Origin of the sequence: Citrobacter sp. Ce104, from assembly GCF_030334595.1 — a bacterium.
Taxonomy (GTDB): Bacteria; Pseudomonadota; Gammaproteobacteria; order Enterobacterales; family Enterobacteriaceae; genus Citrobacter; species Citrobacter europaeus.
In genome coordinates this window covers 634,415-649,596 of the sequence record NZ_JAOWDP010000068.1, presented here as the reverse complement: position 1 = coordinate 649,596, position 15,182 = coordinate 634,415, and the positions used below count along the sequence as shown (strand labels likewise).

The window sequence follows — 15,182 nt, the reverse complement described above, 5'->3', positions numbered from 1 at the left end:
GGCCTACAAAGCCCGCACAGGCCCGAAAGCAACACGCCTTCGGGCAATCTGGACTCTTACTTCTCCTGCGGCGTTAGCTGCTCCATCGCCTGCTTAATACTGCGTTCTATTACCGCCCGACGGGTATCGTTGGCGGGTAATAATTTCAGCATCATCTCCCACGCCGCAACCGCCTCGCCGAAGCGCTGCTGTTCAAAAGCGTTAAACGCGTACATGCTGAGAACCCGCACGTTAGCATGCTCGCCACGCACCAGTTGACGTAACAGCTCCCCTCCCCGACGGTTATCATCAGGATCGGATGAACGGGTCAGCGCTTCCGCGTAGCCCAGCGCCGCATCGCTATTTTTAGGATCCAGTCGATAGGCATTGGCATAGGCTTCAGTGGCTGTACTGGCGTTACCGAGTACCATGCCAATACGCCCAAGCATGATCCAGCCTTCAACATTTGCGGGATCGGCTTGTAAACGCGTGCGCAGTCCCAGCGCCAGACGTGTCATATCCTCTTCATTGAGCGGGTCAGCTTTCGGATCCAACGCGCGTTCCAGCAGGGCCGGAGCCTGAGCGGTGGCCTGCTGCCAGACCTGAACCTGCTTATAGCTGCCGATTTCATAATAGCTCACTGCGCCAACCACCAGCGCTACCACGATACCAGGCACAAACAGCCCAAATCCACCGCGCTTGCCTTCCGGAATAACGTCGTCAGGAAACGCTTCCTGTTTCACCCGGACACGTCGGCGGGTACGGGCGAAAATAATCCAGCCACCCAGACCAATCGCTACCACCGGCATCACCCACAGCAGCACGGTAAGCGGTGTTAAGGGTGGATCGTAAGTGACGAAGTTACCGTAGCGCGCCACCATATAATCAACAATTTCTTTCTGACTTTTCCCTTCCTGCATCAGTTCATACACTTTCTGGCGCAGGTCAGTGGCAATCATCGAGTTAGAATCGGCAATACTGTTGTTCTGGCATTTAGGACAGCGCAATTGTTCGGTAAGCTGACGGAACTGCTGCTCCTGCGCTTCATCCTTAAACTGCATCACGTCGATAGTCGCAAGCGCAGATCCCGAGATAACCAGCATCAGCAGGCCCAGTAAAAATCTCATTGCTCAGCCTCCTTACTGTACTTATCCCACAACGGTTTGATCTCGCTCTCCCACACCCGGGCATTCAGATCACCCGCATGGCGATAGCGAATAATGCCTTTGCCGTCGATCAGAAACGTCTCCGGCGCGCCGTACACGCCCAGATCCAAACCGAGCATACCGTCGCCGTCAAACAGACTTAATGCGTATGGATTGCCCAGCTCTTTCAGCCAGACAATAGCTTTCTGACGATCGTCTTTATAGTTCAGGCCCACTACCCGCACACCTTGCGCAGACAGCTGATTCAGATACTGATGCTCGGCGCGACAGGTCGGGCACCACGTCGCCCAGACGTTCAGCAATACTGGCTTGCCCTGCGTCAGCACATCGGCCTGATAGTGCTGACCCGGATTTTCCAGCGACTCCAGGCGGAATGTCGGAACAGGTTTGCCGATCAGCGCCGATTCCAGATTCGTGGGATCGTCCCCCTGAGCGTTACGCGCTAACTGCCACAGCAATGCCGCTGCAATAATGAGAAAAATAATAAACGGAATTAACAGTGCATTGCGCTTCATACAGCCTCCGACGCATTTTTTTGCACCGCAGCGCGAGGACGTGTGCGCTGGCGATAGCGTGGATCAAACAGGCAGAACAACCCGCCCAGCGCCATCAGCAATCCTCCGGCCCAAATCCAGCGAATAAACGGTTTGTAGTACAGACGCACAGCCCATGCGCCGTTATCCAGTTCTTCCCCCAGCGCAGCGTACAGATCGCGTGTGAATCCGCCGTCAATTGCTGCTTCGGTCATCATCGAGCTGGTGCTGTTATAGAAGCGTTTTTCCGCATGCAGCGTGGCTTCCGGTTTGCCATCACGGGTAACGCCGATAATGGCAACGCCACCCCGGTAGTTTGGTCCGGTAATGTCTTTCACTTCGCGGAAAGTAAACTGATAGTCATGGATACTGACGCTATCACCTGCTTTCATGCGCACATCGCGTTCTACACTGTAGTTCTGGCTAAAGGCGATACCGACAATGGTAACCGCCAGCCCAACGTGACCCGATACCATGCCCCAGTAGCTGGCCGTCAGTTTTGTCCCGCGGGAAACACGCAGGTACGCTTCGGACATCGCCAGCACGAATATCCAGCACGCCATCGCCAGCCCCACCACCGTCATAGCGGCAATGCGATCTTCAAATAGCCACGGCAGCAGCAGCGACAGAACAAGCGTGGTGACAAACGCGATAATCAGTAACGTCTTCAGTTTACGCGGTCGGTCCCGGCCCCAGCGCACTAATGGCCCAATCCCCAGCAGCAGTGCGAACGGCGCCATCAGCCAGGTGAACATGGTGTTGAAGAACGGTTCGCCAATCGAAATGCTGCCCAGCCCCAACTGTTTGTGCACCAGTGGCAACAGCGTGCCCAATAGCACGACCAGCATGGCAGCAATCAGCAGGACGTTGTTGCCCAGTAGTAGCGATTCACGCGACCACAGCGCGTTGTTTACCCGTGAGCGAACCTTGTGACCGCGCACCGCAAACAGCAGCAGGGAACCGCCAATGACCAGCACCATAAAGGCCAGAATAAACATTCCGCGCGACGGATCGGAGGCGAAAGCATGCACCGACACCAGCACGCCGGAACGCACCAGGAAAGTACCTAACAGGCACAGCGAGAACGCACAGATTGACAGCAGCAGCGTCCAGGCTTTAAAACTGGCGCGCTGTTCAGTTACCGACAACGAGTGCATCAGCGCCGTCCCCACCAGCCATGGCATAAATGAGGCGTTCTCAACCGGATCCCAGAACCACCAGCCGCCCCAGCCCAGCTCGTAATAGGCCCAGGCCGAACCGAGCACAATGCCCAGCGTCAGAAACACCCAAGCCGCCAGCGTCCATGGACGCGAAAAACGGGCGAAGGTACTGTCCAGTCGTCCGCTCATCAGCGCGGCAATCGCAAACGCAAAGGCTACAGAGAAGCCGACATACCCCATATACAGCAACGGCGGATGGAAAATCAGCCCCGGATCCTGCAATAGCGGGTTCAGATCGCGCCCTTCAATAGGGAAGTCAGGTAACGTGCGGGCAAACGGGTTAGAGGTAAACAGAATAAACAGCAGGAAGCCAACGCTCACCATCCCCATCACCGCCAGTACGCGGGCGACGATATCCAGCGGCATACGCTGACTGAACGCCGCAACGGCGAACGTCCAGCCGCTCATCAGCAGCACCCATAGCAGCAGTGAACCTTCATGCGCACCCCACGTCGCCGCCACCCGATACCAGACCGGAAGCTGGGTATTGGAGTTACTGGCTACATAGGTGACGGTAAAGTCATTAACCACGAAAGCGTTGACCAGAATCAGGAACGCCCCCATCACGCAGATAAACAGAATCCAGGCAAAGGGCCGCGCGGAGGCCATCATCCGCACATCACCGCGCGCTACGCCCCACAGCGGATAGACCGACAGCAGTAATGCAACGCCAAGCGCAAGGCACAACAGCGCATTGCCAATTTCAGGCATCATGACGTTTTATCCTTATACACGCTTTCCGGACGACGATGGTTTTCCTGCATCGCCTTTTCGACTTCCGGCGGAGTGTAATTTTCATCATGTTTGGCGAGCACTTCTTTGGCCTGCACATGATTTCCATTGTCCAGCTCGCCCTGAACGACGACGCCCTGCCCTTCGCGGAACAGATCCGGCAGAATGCCTTCATAAGTTACATCCACCACACCTTCGGCGTCGTAGATGCTGAAATTCACCTTCAACGACTGCGGATCGCGCTTCACGCTACCGGGCATGACCATGCCCCCCACGCGCAGGCGCTGACCGACTTCGGGCATCTGCTGCGTCTCGCGCTTACCGTAGAGTATCTCTCCCGGCGTATAAAATAGATCGATATTGGAACGCAGCGCGTAGAGCACCAGCGTAATGGTCAAAGCCAGACCCGCCAGGACCGCGCAGGCAATCCATAGCCGATTTTTACGTCGAATATTCACGCCGCCTCCCGTTGCACTTGCGCCGCACGCATGCGCGCTTCTCTCGCCCGCTGCTGCGCCACACCGCGTAAGATTGCGCGATGCTGTAACGCAGAATGCAGCACCAGCGCCACCAGTGGGATAACGCTCATGGCTACAGCCAGCCAGACATACAAGGCGTAACCGCCCATCGCGAAAAAATCACTCCATGATGCAAATGCAGGGGTCATTGGCGGCCTCTTTTTAAGATCAGTTCGCTCACCCACGGGCGGCGTTTTTCCATCATCAAAATCAGGTTACGCATGCGCATTAGCGCCAGCGTGACAAACAGTAACAGGTAGCCGACGATCGCCAGACGCAGCGGCGCGCGCATTGCCGGATCGATACTCTGCTGCATACGGGTCGACCCCTGATGCAGCGTATTCCACCACTCGACCGAGTAATGAATGATCGGTAAGTTGACCACGCCAATCAGCACCAGAATACCGGCAGCGCGACCTGCCAGACGACGGTCGTCAAAGGCATGCCACAGTGCAATGGCGCCAACGTAGAGAAACAGCAGCACCAGTTCCGAGGTGAGTCGGGCATCCCAAACCCACCAGGTTCCCCACATCGGTTTGCCCCATGCGGACCCCGTAACCAGCGCAATAAAGGTAAACACTGCACCAATCGGCGCCATCGCAGCCAGCGCCAGATTAGCCATTTTCATCTGCCAGACCAGGCCGATAAACGCGGCAACGGCCATCGAGGCGTAAATACCCATCGACCAAATCGCCGCCGGAACGTGCAGATAAATAATGCGATAGCTTTGCCCCTGCTGATAATCCGCCGGCGCGAAGCCAAAGCCCCAGATCCATCCTGTTATCAGTACCACCGCGCTGGCAATTGCCAGCCACGGGATAAACCAGCCACAGATCTGATAGAGCCGAGGAGGCATCGCCAATTGATGAAGTGTTTTCCACATAGTTCAGTCACCAGACTCCATAAATTAATATCCGTTTTGCCGGAGCGCCTTGCCCGGCCTGCACATCTAACTGCACTACTGCACGCTTATCCGTAACGCCGCGGCTGTGGCAAACGGGCTTAACGTAGCGCTGCCTACCAGCAACGCGCCCAGAATCGCCATATACCCTTCGACCGGTAGGTGCATGGAAGCCGCATCCATCGCGGCGGTCGCAAAAATCAGTAAGGGTATGGTAAGCGGGAGTACCAACACGCTTAACAGCACGCCGCCGCGCTTTAAGCCCACCGTCAACCCCACACCCGGCGCGCCGAGAAAGCCCAGCGTCGGTGTTCCGAGTAACAAGGTCAGCGCCATAATTTTCCAGCCGTACATATCCATGCCCAGCAGCAGCGCCACCAGCGGCGAGAGGATTAACAGCGGCAGGCCGGTCACGACCCAGTGCGCCATCACTTTCGCCAGCACCACGGCCGGTAGCGGCAGCGGCAGCAGCATCAGTTGCTCAAGGCTGCCGTCCTGTAGATCATCACGAAACAGGCGTTCCAGCGCCAGCAACGACGCCAGCAGCGCCGCAACCCAGATGATGCCCGGCGCAATACGTGCCAGAAGCTGCGGCTCCGGCCCAATGCTCAGTGGGAACAGTGTGATAACAATCAGGAAGAACCATAAAGGATTAGCGATTTCCGCACTATGACGAAACGCAACTCGCAGTTCTAAACGGAAGATTCGCCACATCATTGCGTTGCCCTCTCGCTGGTCAGCGCAATACGTCGCACTTTATCGGTCTCGACATTGAGCGGTTGATGAGTGGTGAGAATAACAATACCGCCCTGCTCAGTATGCTGCGCCATACGCTGAGTCAGTCGCTCAACGCCGTTCACATCAATGGCGGTAAAAGGTTCATCGAGGATCCACAGCCGGGCGCGGGTCAGCCACAAACGAGCCAGCGCCACGCGCCGCTGTTGCCCGGCGGAAAGTTGGTTCACCGGGATATCTTCATATCCGGCAAGTCCCGCCTGCGCCAGCGCAGCCAGGCACTGTGCGATGTCGCCATCATGGTGGAAGAAACGCAGGTTCTCCAACGCCGAAAGCCGGGTTTTTATCCCCGGCTGATGTCCGATCCACAGCAATTGCTGATGGTAGCTGTCCCGTACGTGATGCAGCGGTTGCTCTTGCCAGCAAACCTCCCCTGCATCGGGACGCGCCAGCCCGGTAAGCAACCGCAGCAGAGTGGTTTTTCCTGCGCCGTTGCTGCCGGTAATTTGTACCCATTCCCCTGCGTTAACGCGAAATGACAAATCGCTGAACAGTATTCTGTCATCCCGCTCGCAAAGTAATTCTCTGGCTTCAAGCATACCTGGTTATCTACATCCTGTTAAAAGCCCGGTTTGACTTCGCGCATATCAGGCAGTTTGTGCGCTATCCCTTTATGACAGTCAATACAGGTTTGCCCGTCTTTCACGGCCTGGTCGTGCATTTTGGCCGCAACGCCTTTCTGGGCGGTTAAATCCATAAACTCGAAGTTGTGACAATTGCGACACTCTTGCGAATTATTATCTTTCATACGCCGCCACTCATTTTGCGCCATCGTCAGACGATGGTCTTCAAATTTTTGCGGTGTATCTATTAACCCCAGTGCTTTCGCGTACAGCTCTTTACTGGCCTTGATCTTACGGATCATTTTCGGAGCCCACTCATGTGGGACGTGGCAATCAGGGCAAGTTGCTCGCACACCACTGCGGTTGTTGTAGTGTACGGTTTCCATGTATTCCTGGTATACCGTATTGCGCATTTCGTGACAGCTAATGCAGAACTCTTCTGTATTGGCCTTTTCCATACCGGTATTAAAGCCGCCCCAGAAAATAATGCCGCCCACAAAGCCGATTAACAACAGCGTGCCGAGCGCCAGACGGCTGGGGCGACGCCACCATTGCCAGACGCGCTTAATCCAGCCTGGTTTACGGTTAGAATTTTCCATAATGACCTCTTATTTCCCGTAACCTTTCGAGGGGGTGAAGGTATTTTCAACAATCGGCGCGGCGTCAGCCTGCGGAACGTGACATTGCAGGCAGAAATAACGACGCGGCGCGACTTCAGCCAATACCTTGCCGTCGCTATCCATAAAGTGCGTCGGACTAATGCGCGGCGCACCGGTGGTGCGATAGCTTTCCACACCGTGGCATTGCAGGCAGCGGTTAGTGTTCGTCGTCACCTGATACCCTTCAACGCTGTGCGGAACCATCGGCGGCTGATTCACATAGTTCAGCGGCATACGCACTTGCTCTTTCGGCATGCGAATCGCCCCTTCCTGTGTCCCTGAGACTTCCGGTGACTGGCTCAGATCCACTCCGTTTGCAGCCCAAACGGCCCCACTGACTACCAGGGCCAGCGCAGCCGTCCATTGACTCAGCGCTTTAATCAGGTCATGGCTTTTCATGATTTCGCTCCCGAACTCCATCGTGTTGTTATTGTAAAAACATCCTCAGAACAGACATCCACGCAGCGACCGCAGGCCATGCAATCGCGGCTGGTTACCTGCACCGGACTTTGCTCATCCAGCACCGGCGCACGTAGCACATGCGGTTCCGGGCAAACATGAAAACAATCCATACAGCGGTTACATCTGTTACGTTCTTTTGCCGAAACGGTTAATGCACCCTTACTCCCCACCACGCTATACAGCGCACCCAGTGGGCAAAGATGCCCGCACCAGCCATGCTCAACGACCAGTAGATCAAATAAAAACAGCGCGAGGATCAGCAGCGCTCCGCTGCCAAATCCCATTACCAGGCTACGTCCGAGCAGCGAGACTGGATTTATCCACTCCCACAGCAGCGTACCGGTCAGCGCAGAACCGACCAGGATAACCACCAGCAGGACGTACCGTATATGGCGCGGCAGGGTTGCGGACTGATTCAGGTCAAACCTTCTGCGCAACCAGCTGGCTAAATCGGTGACCGGGTTCATGGGACAAACCCAACTGCAAAACAGTCGCTTACCGGCCAGGGCATACAGCACCGTGATGATGGCCGCCCCCGTGATTGCCACCGTCGCCGGCAGGTGTCCGCTGGCCAGGCTTTGCAGGGTAATCAGCGGATCGGTGAACGGAATGGCGTCCAGCAACAAACTACTGCTGTAGTTACCATGCAGGATCCACACGCCAAGCAACGGGCCGCTCAGGAACATCGCCAGTATCAGGAACTGACTCAGACGTCGCAGTAGCAGCCAGCGATGGCTCTTCCACCATCCTTTTTTTGCCTGCGCCTCACGCCCGGCATCACGTTTACGATTTGCCATTGTTCCCCTCCAGCCAACCGAAGCGGTAATGGTGTCCTAACTCCCCTTTCGCCAGCGACAGCGGCAGCACTTTTATTGCCGGCTGTTCCAGTACGCAGACTTTTTCGCATTTCCCACAGCCGGTACAGGCATCGCTGTGTACGGTTGGAATAAACCGCGCATGCTTGCCGGTACGCATGTTGCGGTCCAGCTCCAGGGTGATCGCCTCATCAATTTTCGGACACTCGCGATAGCAAACATCGCAGCGCAACCCTTGATAGTTGAGGCAGTTTTCGTGATCCAGCAGTACCGCCAGTCCCATACGCGAGTCGTCGATGGATTCAATTTCCCTGTCCAACGCGCCGCTGGGGCAGACTTTGGCGCACGGAATGTCCTCACACATTTCGCAGGGAATATCGCGGGCGACAAAATACGGCGTACCGGCTGCCAGCCCGGAGGCCAGCGTCGCCAGTTTCAGCGTGTCATATGGACATGCCTGAACGCACTGACCGCAGCGCACGCAGGCGCTGGCGAATGCTTCCTCGCTCAGAGCGCCTGGCGGACGCAACCGCACGCCGCTTGCACGAGCGGTTTGTTGTTGCAACCCCAGCGCCACGCCAACGACGGCCAGCCCGCCCGCTGCACGAACCATGTCGCGCAGAAAGCGGCGGCGGCCATTTTGGGGTTTTGCTGACCGGGACATAACGCGTTACACCTTCGCCAGTTTCACGGCGCACTTCTTGAAATCCGTCTCTTTGGAGAGCGGATCCGTCGCATCCAGCGTCAGGTTGTTCACCAGCTGTGCGGCGTCGAAGAACGGCATGTACACCAGCCCCTGTGGCGGACGGTTACGCCCGCGCGTTTCAACAATCGAGATAACTTCGCCACGACGGGAAACCACTTTGACTTTATCGCCACGGCGCAGATCGCGTGCTTTTGCATCCAGCGGATGGATAAACAGCACGGCTTCCGGGAAAGCACGGTGCAGTTCAGGCACGCGACGCGTCATGCTGCCGGTATGCCAGTGCTCCAGCACACGTCCGGTAGACAGCCACAGGTCGTACTCTTTATCCGGGGCTTCTGCGGCAGGCTCAAATGGCAGCGCGAAGATAACCGCTTTGCCGTCCGGCTTACCGTAGAACTTGTAGCTTTCACCCGCTTTCACATAAGGATCGTTGCCTTCGCTGTAACGCCACTGGGTCTCTTTGCCCTCAACAACCGGCCAGCGTAAACCGCGCGCTTTGTGGTAATCGTCAAACGGTGCGAGATCGTGTCCGTGGCCACGACCGAACCAGGCGTACTCTTCGAACAACCCTTTCTGCAGATAGAAGCCCAGCTCGCGGGATTCATCGTTAAGTTGATCTTCAGCCAGTTCAGCCACCGGGAATTTCGTCACTGCAGGCGTAGCAAACAGCACGTCATACAACGTTTTGCCGCGCAGCTCTGGTTTCTGCGCCAGCAGCTCTTCCGGCCACACTTCTTCGGTTTTGAAGCGACGGGAAAACTGCACCAGTTGCCACAGATCCGATTTCGATTCGCCCGGCGCTTTAATCTGCTGACGCCAGAACTGTGTACGACGTTCCGCATTCCCGTAGGCGCCTTCTTTCTCTACCCACATCGCGGTCGGCAAGATCAGGTCAGCTGACAGGGCGCTGACCGTCGGGTACGGATCGGAGACAATGATGAAGTTGCGCGGATCGCGCCAGCCCGGCATACGCTCTTCGTTGATGTTTGGACCGGCCTGCATATTGTTGGTACACATCGCCCAGTAGACATTGAGCTTGCCATCTTTCAGCGCACGGTCCTGTGCTACGGCGTGCAGACCAATTTTTGCCGGAATGGTCCCTGACGGAATATTCCAGTGCTTCTCGCAGATATCGCGGTGTTTTTCGTTCGTTACCACCATATCCGCAGGCAGACGGTGGGAGAACGTCCCGACTTCACGCGCGGTACCGCATGCGGAAGGCTGACCGGTCAAAGAGAACGGGCCGCAGCCTGGCTGGGAAATTTTGCCGGTCAACAGGTGCAGGTTATAGACCAGGTTGTTGGCCCACACGCCGCGTGTGTGCTGGTTGAAGCCCATCGTCCAGTAGGAGATGACTTTTTTCTTCGGATCGGCATACAGCTGCGCCAGCTGTTCCAGTTGATCTTTTGGTACGCCGGTCATTTCGGCGGTTTTATCCAGCGTGTACTCAGCAACGAAGGCTTTGTAATCCTCAAAGCTCATCGGTTCAGAGGCATCAGATCCCGGGTTCTTCGCCGCTTTTTCCAGCGGATGGGTTGGACGCAGACCGTAGCCGATGTCCGTCACGCCTTTACGCAGGTTAACGTGCTTGCTAAAGAAATCCTGGTTTATCGCATTGTTTTGAATGATGTAGTTAGCGATGTAGTTGAGGATCACCAGATCGGTTTGCGGCGTGAACACCATACCGTTATCCGCCAGCTCAAAGCTGCGGTGCTGGAAGGTGGAGAGAACCGCGACGTTCACGTTAGGATCGGACAGACGACGGTTGGTGATGCGCGACCACAGGATCGGGTGCATCTCCGCCATATTCGCGCCCCACAGGACAAAGGCGTCTGCATGCTCGATATCGTCGTAACAGCCCATCGGCTCATCCATACCAAAGGTACGCATAAAGCCGACTACCGCTGAGGCCATGCAGTGACGCGCGTTCGGGTCGATGTTATTGGAACGGAAACCCGCTTTAAACAATTTGGCAGCGGCATAACCTTCCCAAATCGTCCACTGGCCAGAGCCGAACATACCGATAGACTCTGGGCCTTTCTCTTTCATCGACGTTTTGAATTTCTCTTCCATCACGTCAAAGGCCTGGTCCCAGCTAATCGGGGTAAACTCGCCTTCTTTGTGATACTTACCGTCCTTCATGCGCAGCATCGGCTGCGTTAAACGGTCTTTTCCGTACATGATTTTCGGCAGGAAGTAACCTTTGATGCAGTTAAGCCCACGGTTAACCGGCGCATCCGGATCGCCCTGGCATGCCACAACACGCCCTTGCTGCGTCCCGACCAATACGCCACAGCCCGTCCCGCAAAAACGGCACGGGGCTTTGTCCCATTTGATGGCTTCTTGCTGACCGACTACCGCGCGGGCTACGCCCGGCACGCTTAACCCGGCAGCCGCCGCAGCGGCCGCAACGGCGTTAGCTTTCATAAAGCTACGACGACTGAGTTTCATGGTGTTTCCTCACCTTGCTCATCCTGCTGGTGATAAACCAGCGACACCGCCAGTACGCCCGCAACGTTGCGTACTGACTCAATAGTTTTCATTAACGTTTCGCTGTGCTCAGCTTCCACCACCACGATCAACTGACCGCTTTCGACATCGCTGAGTGCAACTTCGCAACCCGGAAACAAACGCAACTGGGTGGCGATATCATTGATATGCTGACTTTTGGCCTGAACGACCAGGCTGCAGACCTGCCAGTTATTGTCCATGGTTGTACTCCGCGTTAATGGCTGATACCGGGCAGATAGCGACACATGCGCCACATCCGTTACAGGCCTGATTGTCGAGCTGCGGCTGATAAATGCCGGACAGCGTGGGGCGAAAGGTTATGGCCATGGGTTCACAGCTATCCTGACAGCGATGACATTCAACGGACTGATGTGCGAGACAGTTTTCCCCAATCGTAAAATTCAGATCCCATGCCCTGGTGTGGCGCGGAAGAAAAAGTGATTCGGGACAGGCTTCTGCGCAGGCATAGCAAAAGCTGCACTCGCCGTGTTTGAAATTTACGCTCGGGTAACCACCCTGGCCTCGCTGCAGGATGTCGGTTTCACACGCCTGGACGCAGGCGTCACAACGGAGGCAATGGGCGAGAAAGTAAGAGTCTTCCTTGCTCCACGGCGGACGGATCCCCGCGCTGGCGTTTCGCCAGCTACCTGTCAACATGCCTCGACGGGATAAATCAACCATGACATTGTCCTTCCATAATGACGCCCTCCCTCGGCGGGTTGAACGACATAAAAAACTGCACTATTTATGAGTAGTTATTTTTAGCCGTAAGATATTTCAGGATGTGTTAGAGGTGCATACCCCAATCGGGGTAAATGCTGTTGCCGGATCAAAGGAGTGTTGAGTTGGCGGAAAAAAATGCGCTTTTGCTCACATTTCAATGAGTTATATAACAGTTTATATAACGGTTAACTCAAAAAGATAAAGATCTCAATATTAGGATAATTCCTGGAACATATCGCTACTTTGATAGTAAACCACTACCCAATACACTTTAAATATAAGTAAATCCAGATTAATAGATTATACAAATATGTTAACCTGCTACAGACTCGTTCATAAGACAGAAGAAAGGAAACACTGTGAACAATAAGATGAAGACAATTGTCCCTGCCGTACTTTTCGCCGCCTTTGCCAGCACCTCTGCATGGGCTGCCAGTAACGATACCGCCGCTCAGCCGCTGGAAAAAGTCGCCCCTTATCCCAAGGCGGAAAAGGGTATGAAGCGCCAGGTTATCCAGCTTACCCCTGAGAAAGATGAATCTACTCTGAAAGTAGAACTGCTGATCGGACAAACGCTGGAAGTTGACTGTAATCAACACCGTCTGGGCGGTGAACTGGATAGCAAAACGCTGGAAGGTTGGGGATATGATTACTATGTTTTTGACAAAGTTACCTCTCCGGTTTCAACCATGATGGCCTGCCCGGACGGTAAGAAAGAGAAGAAATTCATTACTGCACATCTGGGTGATGACGGCATGCTGCGTTACAACAGCAAGTTGCCGATTGTGGTCTACACCCCGGAAAACGTGGAAGTTAAATACCGTATCTGGAAAGCGGAAGAAAAGATTCAGGACGCTGTGGCGCGCTAAGTGTGAATGTGCCGGATGGCGGCGTACCGCCTTATCCGGCCTACAGACGCATAAACCATGCCGGATAAGCGCAACAGCGCCATCCGGCATTTTATTTACAGTGCAATATCCGCGACGGCTTTCTGCTCAGGCTGCGGTTGTGCCTGAGGTTTCAGCTGTGGTTTCGGCGCTTCATCAGCAACCTGCGGCTTGTCATATTTCAGCCCCAGTACTTCACTGGTGTATTGCAGTTCTTGTTCCGTAGCCGCAACGTTACCGTTCAGCCTGGTACCATAAGACGGAATAATGGTTTTCAGTTTCGCCTGCCACTCGGGGCTGGCCACTTTATCTTTAAACACTTTTTCCATCAGATGCAGCATAATCGGTGCCGCGGTTGACGCACCCGGGGAAGCCCCCAGCAGCGCAGCAATCGTGCCCTCTTTATCGCTAACAACTTCGGTTCCCAGACGCAGCACACCGCCCTTCTCCGCATCACTTTTGATGATCTGCACACGCTGACCCGCCTGCCATAAACGCCAGTCTTCTTTTTTCGCCTGCGGATAGTACTCTTGCAGCGCGGCGAAACGGTCGTCATCGCTGAGCATCACCTGGCTTACCAGATATTTGACCAGATCGAAGTTATCCAGACCCACGTTGACCATCGGCATAAAGTTCGAGGTGGTGGTCGAACTGAGCAGGTCCCACAATGAACCGTTTTTCAGGAATTTGGTGGAGAAGGTTGCAAATGGCCCAAACAGCACGACGCGTTTGCCATCAAGGATACGCGTATCGATGTGCGGTACGGACATCGGGGGCGCGCCAACGGAGGCCTGACCGTACACTTTCGCCAGGTGGCGATTGACCACGTCCGGATTGTCCGCAACCAGGAACTGCCCGCCCACCGGGAATCCGGCATAGCCTTTCGCTTCCGGAATGTCGGTTTCCTGCAACAACTTCAGCGCAGCGCCACCGGCACCGATAAAGACAAACTTCGCCTTGATATCGTGTTCCGTTTCGTTATTTTTCAGATCGGCGACCGTAACCGTCCAGCTATTATCGGCATTACGCTTAAAGCCACGCACTTCGGTACTCAGTTGCAGCGCAAAGTTGGGCTTTTTCTGCAACGAAGCAATCAGCTGGCGCGTGATTTCGCCGTAGTTTACGTCAGTACCAATCTCGGTACGCGTTGCCGCGACTTTCTGCTGCGGATCGCGGCCTTCCATGACCAGCGGCGCCCACTCTTTAATCTGCGCATGATCTTCGGAATAACGCATACCGCGGAATAACGTGCTCTGCTGCAGTGCGGCGTAACGTGCGCGCAGGAAGTTCACGTTCTCGTCACCCCAGACAAAACTCATGTGTGGGACCGTGGTGATAAAAGAGTGTGGTTCATGCATCACGCCATTATTGACCTGATAGGCCCAGAACTGGCGGGAAATCTGGAAGGCTTCGTTGATTTCGACTGCCTTTTCAATGCTGATGCTACCGTCGGCCTTTTTAGGCGTGTAGTTCAGCTCCATCAGTGCGGAGTGGCCGGTTCCGGCGTTATTCCAGCCGTTTGAGCTTTCCTGCGCTACACCATCCAGTCGCTCTACCATGGTCATTGACCATTGCGGCTCCAGCTCCTGTAAATAGGTTCCCAGCGTGGCGCTCATGATGCCGCCGCCAATCAACAGTACATCCGTTTCCTGCTCTTGCGCCGCTTTCGCTTTTGCTGCCATTGAGACAACGTTCAGCCCTACAGCCATGGTGAAGAGCATGGCAGTCACTTTTTTCATAATGTTAATGCCTTACTTTTAGTATCGCTTTTTTGCTTTTAATGCAGGTGAAAATCGAGCGGCATCAACGGTAACACTTAAGTAAAAATAATTAAATATTGTTTATAAATTATATTTAATTTTTAAAAATGTTATTAATACGTTGATAGTTTATACGGTGATTGACAATCATTTCTGGAAACCAGTCCGTCAGACAGGTACTATGCTGCGCTTTGCTATTCACCGCACGGATGCCTGTCGGTCTGCTGTATCAGGCCATTTTTGACCTGAGTG

Annotated in this window: 17 protein-coding genes; 1 reads left to right on the top strand and 16 read right to left on the bottom strand. The window is 54.8% G+C overall.

All coding sequences use genetic code 11. The features are described 5' to 3' along the window. Positions 1–56: 56 nt before the first annotated feature. The 15 genes from OGW16_RS21525 to napF form a co-directional block, all read right to left on the bottom strand. A complete protein-coding gene (locus OGW16_RS21525) occupies positions 57–1,106 on the bottom strand; it encodes a cytochrome c-type biogenesis protein CcmH (protein WP_043016997.1) in 1,050 nt (349 codons plus the stop codon). Continuing rightward, the gene (gene dsbE, locus OGW16_RS21520) at positions 1,103–1,660 is read right to left on the bottom strand and encodes a thiol:disulfide interchange protein DsbE (RefSeq protein WP_043016998.1); all 558 of its coding nucleotides are present in this window, start codon (positions 1,658–1,660) and stop codon (positions 1,103–1,105) included. Before dsbE ends, OGW16_RS21525 begins: the two co-directional genes overlap by 4 nt. Next, positions 1,657–3,612, bottom strand: coding sequence for a heme lyase CcmF/NrfE family subunit (locus OGW16_RS21515; RefSeq protein WP_047409894.1), 1,956 nt, complete (start codon positions 3,610–3,612; stop codon positions 1,657–1,659). The genes dsbE and OGW16_RS21515 overlap by 4 nt, the downstream gene beginning before the upstream one ends. Further along, positions 3,609–4,088: a cytochrome c maturation protein CcmE gene (ccmE, locus tag OGW16_RS21510; protein WP_080626297.1), complete on the bottom strand. Its 480-nt coding sequence runs from the start codon at positions 4,086–4,088 to the stop codon at positions 3,609–3,611. The genes OGW16_RS21515 and ccmE overlap by 4 nt, the downstream gene beginning before the upstream one ends. After that, complete coding sequence (gene ccmD, locus OGW16_RS21505) at positions 4,085–4,297, bottom strand: heme exporter protein CcmD (protein WP_016157004.1); 213 nt, start codon at positions 4,295–4,297, stop codon at positions 4,085–4,087. The genes ccmE and ccmD overlap by 4 nt, the downstream gene beginning before the upstream one ends. Beyond that, the gene (locus tag OGW16_RS21500) at positions 4,294–5,031 is read right to left on the bottom strand and encodes a heme ABC transporter permease (RefSeq protein WP_043017001.1); all 738 of its coding nucleotides are present in this window, start codon (positions 5,029–5,031) and stop codon (positions 4,294–4,296) included. Before OGW16_RS21500 ends, ccmD begins: the two co-directional genes overlap by 4 nt. A 75-nt stretch (positions 5,032–5,106) precedes the next feature. Beyond that, positions 5,107–5,766: a heme exporter protein CcmB gene (gene ccmB, locus OGW16_RS21495; RefSeq protein ID WP_003027542.1), complete on the bottom strand. Its 660-nt coding sequence runs from the start codon at positions 5,764–5,766 to the stop codon at positions 5,107–5,109. Then, complete coding sequence (gene ccmA / locus OGW16_RS21490) at positions 5,763–6,383, bottom strand: cytochrome c biogenesis heme-transporting ATPase CcmA (RefSeq protein ID WP_043017002.1); 621 nt, start codon at positions 6,381–6,383, stop codon at positions 5,763–5,765. The genes ccmB and ccmA overlap by 4 nt, the downstream gene beginning before the upstream one ends. A gap of 20 nt (positions 6,384–6,403) precedes the next feature. After that, complete coding sequence (gene napC, locus OGW16_RS21485) at positions 6,404–7,006, bottom strand: cytochrome c-type protein NapC (protein WP_006683729.1); 603 nt, start codon at positions 7,004–7,006, stop codon at positions 6,404–6,406. Positions 7,007–7,015: 9 nt separating this feature from the next. Then, complete coding sequence (napB, locus tag OGW16_RS21480; RefSeq protein ID WP_016153772.1) at positions 7,016–7,465, bottom strand: nitrate reductase cytochrome c-type subunit; 450 nt, start codon at positions 7,463–7,465, stop codon at positions 7,016–7,018. After that, positions 7,462–8,325: a quinol dehydrogenase ferredoxin subunit NapH gene (napH, locus tag OGW16_RS21475; RefSeq protein ID WP_286518806.1), complete on the bottom strand. Its 864-nt coding sequence runs from the start codon at positions 8,323–8,325 to the stop codon at positions 7,462–7,464. The genes napB and napH overlap by 4 nt, the downstream gene beginning before the upstream one ends. Beyond that, positions 8,312–9,007, bottom strand: coding sequence for a ferredoxin-type protein NapG (gene napG / locus OGW16_RS21470; RefSeq protein ID WP_043017004.1), 696 nt, complete (start codon positions 9,005–9,007; stop codon positions 8,312–8,314). Before napG ends, napH begins: the two co-directional genes overlap by 14 nt. A 6-nt stretch (positions 9,008–9,013) precedes the next feature. Then, positions 9,014–11,500: a nitrate reductase catalytic subunit NapA gene (napA, locus tag OGW16_RS21465; RefSeq protein WP_043017005.1), complete on the bottom strand. Its 2,487-nt coding sequence runs from the start codon at positions 11,498–11,500 to the stop codon at positions 9,014–9,016. Continuing rightward, a complete protein-coding gene (gene napD, locus OGW16_RS21460) occupies positions 11,497–11,760 on the bottom strand; it encodes a chaperone NapD (protein WP_080626296.1) in 264 nt (87 codons plus the stop codon). The genes napA and napD overlap by 4 nt, the downstream gene beginning before the upstream one ends. Further along, on the bottom strand, positions 11,750–12,241 hold the full coding sequence (gene napF / locus OGW16_RS21455) for a ferredoxin-type protein NapF (protein WP_181634536.1): 492 nt from the start codon (positions 12,239–12,241) through the stop codon (positions 11,750–11,752). The genes napD and napF overlap by 11 nt, the downstream gene beginning before the upstream one ends. 413 nt (positions 12,242–12,654) lie before the next feature. Between napF and eco the strand changes: the two genes are divergently transcribed. Next, the gene (gene eco, locus OGW16_RS21450) at positions 12,655–13,152 is read left to right on the top strand and encodes a serine protease inhibitor ecotin (protein WP_075146372.1); all 498 of its coding nucleotides are present in this window, start codon (positions 12,655–12,657) and stop codon (positions 13,150–13,152) included. 95 nt (positions 13,153–13,247) lie between these two features. Here eco and mqo read toward each other — a convergent pair whose 3' ends face one another. Continuing rightward, complete coding sequence (gene mqo / locus OGW16_RS21445; RefSeq protein ID WP_043017007.1) at positions 13,248–14,909, bottom strand: malate dehydrogenase (quinone); 1,662 nt, start codon at positions 14,907–14,909, stop codon at positions 13,248–13,250. Positions 14,910–15,182: the final 273 nt, after the last annotated feature.

Bases quoted from the DNA above. Each gene is read 5' to 3' on its own strand.
- OGW16_RS21525 (WP_043016997.1), bottom strand. From the start codon at position 1,106: ATGAGATTTTTACTGGGCCTGCTGATGCTGGTTATCTCGGGATCTGCG.
- dsbE (WP_043016998.1), bottom strand. From the start codon at position 1,660: ATGAAGCGCAATGCACTGTTAATTCCGTTTATTATTTTTCTCATTATT.
- OGW16_RS21515 (WP_047409894.1), bottom strand. From the start codon at position 3,612: ATGATGCCTGAAATTGGCAATGCGCTGTTGTGCCTTGCGCTTGGCGTT.
- ccmD (WP_016157004.1), bottom strand. From the start codon at position 4,297: ATGACCCCTGCATTTGCATCATGGAGTGATTTTTTCGCGATGGGCGGT.
- OGW16_RS21500 (WP_043017001.1), bottom strand. From the start codon at position 5,031: ATGTGGAAAACACTTCATCAATTGGCGATGCCTCCTCGGCTCTATCAG.
- ccmB (WP_003027542.1), bottom strand. From the start codon at position 5,766: ATGATGTGGCGAATCTTCCGTTTAGAACTGCGAGTTGCGTTTCGTCAT.
- ccmA (WP_043017002.1), bottom strand. From the start codon at position 6,383: ATGCTTGAAGCCAGAGAATTACTTTGCGAGCGGGATGACAGAATACTG.
- napC (WP_006683729.1), bottom strand. From the start codon at position 7,006: ATGGAAAATTCTAACCGTAAACCAGGCTGGATTAAGCGCGTCTGGCAA.
- napB (WP_016153772.1), bottom strand. From the start codon at position 7,465: ATGAAAAGCCATGACCTGATTAAAGCGCTGAGTCAATGGACGGCTGCG.
- napH (WP_286518806.1), bottom strand. From the start codon at position 8,325: ATGGCAAATCGTAAACGTGATGCCGGGCGTGAGGCGCAGGCAAAAAAA.
- napG (WP_043017004.1), bottom strand. From the start codon at position 9,007: ATGTCCCGGTCAGCAAAACCCCAAAATGGCCGCCGCCGCTTTCTGCGC.
- napA (WP_043017005.1), bottom strand. From the start codon at position 11,500: ATGAAACTCAGTCGTCGTAGCTTTATGAAAGCTAACGCCGTTGCGGCC.
- napD (WP_080626296.1), bottom strand. From the start codon at position 11,760: ATGGACAATAACTGGCAGGTCTGCAGCCTGGTCGTTCAGGCCAAAAGT.
- napF (WP_181634536.1), bottom strand. From the start codon at position 12,241: ATGGTTGATTTATCCCGTCGAGGCATGTTGACAGGTAGCTGGCGAAAC.
- eco (WP_075146372.1), top strand. From the start codon at position 12,655: ATGAAGACAATTGTCCCTGCCGTACTTTTCGCCGCCTTTGCCAGCACC.
- mqo (WP_043017007.1), bottom strand. From the start codon at position 14,909: ATGAAAAAAGTGACTGCCATGCTCTTCACCATGGCTGTAGGGCTGAAC.